This is a genomic window from Nodularia sp. LEGE 04288 (assembly GCF_963896525.1).
Taxonomy (GTDB): domain Bacteria; phylum Cyanobacteriota; class Cyanobacteriia; order Cyanobacteriales; family Nostocaceae; genus Nodularia.
Genome location: NZ_CAWQOY010000072.1, coordinates 1 through 2239, shown reverse-complemented (window position 1 = coordinate 2239; position 2239 = coordinate 1). Strand labels below are relative to the sequence as shown.

At 38.5% G+C, this 2239-nt stretch carries 2 protein-coding genes; one reads left to right on the top strand and one right to left on the bottom strand.

Annotated features, from left to right (window positions below):
* Window positions 1-184 precede the first annotated feature (184 nt).
* Window positions 185-1567, bottom strand: a complete 1383-nt coding sequence (locus AACX33_RS05305; RefSeq protein WP_194003898.1) for an IS4 family transposase — start codon at window positions 1565-1567, stop codon at window positions 185-187.
* A 150-nt stretch (window positions 1568-1717) separates the two neighbouring features.
* Here AACX33_RS05305 and AACX33_RS05300 point away from each other — a divergent pair, with 150 nt between their 5' ends.
* Entirely contained in the window at window positions 1718-2119 is a 402-nt protein-coding gene (locus tag AACX33_RS05300) for a hypothetical protein (protein ID WP_194003900.1), read from the top strand.
* The last annotated feature ends 120 nt before the right edge of the window (window positions 2120-2239 follow it).

Genomic DNA, 2239 nt, shown 5'->3' with positions numbered 1-2239 from the left:
GAATGGCACTAAGATAAGCCGAAAGCAAGTTGAGATAAGAGTTTAAAGGATTGAGAGTTATAAAAAACGGGTGGAGTAAGGAAAAGGATTTAATTCGCGGAAAGTTTCCGCGAATTAAATTTCCATATTCTTGGACTCAATAATTCCTGACACAAAGTGCTGTATTTATCCGGATTGTTCCGAATCAAGCAGTTTTTAAATTATCGTGATATCGCTGGCGTGGTTCTTGCATTAAAGGATAAGATTTAGGGCGACGTTTTCTAACTCTCGGTTCACTTCGTGCTTGCCTTAGTGGGACTTCTTTATGCACAATAACTTTTAACAAAGTGCGATAAATCTGATGATATTCGGCAGAAGTAGCAGCAATCAATTTGGGAATAAAGTTATCAAAGTGTTGCCTTGTTCCCTGTAATGATAACCGCAAAGGTGATACCCCATAAGTATTGCCAGCCGACCACATCAAAGTCCGTAACAGATTGTAAGCCAATAAAAAAGCCCAGATTTCTTTCCGTACCATTGCCGGAGTCTTACTTCTTAATATATCCATCCCCAACGTAGTTTTCAGATGCTTTAAATCAACTTCTACATCCCAACGTTTTTCATAAAGACTCGTAATGTCTAAAGTAGAATAAGCCTTGGTATCAAGTAAAGTAGTAATCAGACTCACCTGTTCGGTTCTAAAGCCGAGAATAAAAATATAGAAATAAATTTCCCTGACCATTAACGTATTTGGTAAAGAGTTAAATTCCTCTTGACTTAAACCTTGGGGACATTTTTTCGGTTTACTCCAAGTGACAATTTTATCACAACTCCCAACAATTTTTCCCCGACGCATTTGGGTTTGACGACCTTGATGCTTGCGAAAGACAGCATCACCACCCAAACTTTTTATTTGAAATATATCAGCATAAGCACAAAAGGCTCTATCTCCTAAAAGCACATCCCCAGGGCTGAGGAATTCGTACAATCTTCTTGCTAGTTGAATATCATGAGTGTTAAAAACATCAATTGCTAAGGCGACAGCCGCACCAGTAGCAATGCTGAAAAGCGCACCAATCTTCGCCAGAGGAAAACCGCAACCTATTTTTTGGCTACTGGGTTGAGGATATTCATTTTGATTATCAGGTGTATCTGGCATTGATACCGTAGAACCATCTATTACCTTAACTTTTCGACCACACCATAAATGTGTTTCATTTACCTGAGATTCTAACCCAACTGCCACTTTACCGAAGAGTTTTTGGATTAATTCTTCTGGTAATCTTTGACGTGCTTGACAGTAAGCACTTGTATCTGTTGATGGTAGTTCTACTCCTGACCCCACAAGATAGGCAATGACTCGACTAACAGCATTATGGCAACTTTTATCAACATCTAAGACCTGAGACAGAAATGCCCATAAGGTACAAATTGGGTCAAATAATCGTTGGCGGTACTTAATATTAAGTTGAGCTAATTCTTCTTGAATTACTTCTGATGGTAACAATTGATGAAATGGTAAGCCCAAACTGTGAGTAAATTTCTGCTTGAGGATTTTAACACTTTTGGATATAATGTCCGTATTCATTTGAGTTAAGTAGTCTAATTGTTTAGTTGATTACTCAATTCTCCGTGGCCATGAATAAAGCCACCTGACTTCTAGTATATAGAATATAATCATTTAATTCGCGGAAATTTTCTGCTAACTATTAAGTTGAGCATTGAATTGGATCTCCCTATGCCAGCAGTCAAAAAAAAATCCAAGTCACAGGATTTGATTGAGCGTGCTTCTAACCTTCAATCATTAATTGCACAACTAGAAAAAGAAATACAACAGATATTTGACTCTGGCCAAGTTGCGCCTGAAAACAGTTGGATTGTGCGTTACCAAGTTAAAGGTAAATACGGGGTTTATTGGTATTATAAATTGCAGGCTGAGTTACCTGTTTTTGATAAGCGCGAATCAGGGAAATCTCGCTACAAACATCTTGGTCGAGCCGGCAGTCCCGCATACAATGATGCGGTAACAGCAATGATACGACGTACCAAGATTGATGCGCTTCATCGCATGGTAAACACAATTAAGCAAGGTTGGATTGATTTATATGAGGAGACTGAAAAACCCTCAAAGAATTCCTGACTAATTCGCGTAAACTTTCCGCGAATTAGTTTTCTGACTCTATTTCTCCCACACTTTTACTCACTCTCAATCCTTTAAACCCTTATCTCAAATTGCTTTCGGCTTATCTTAGTGCCATTC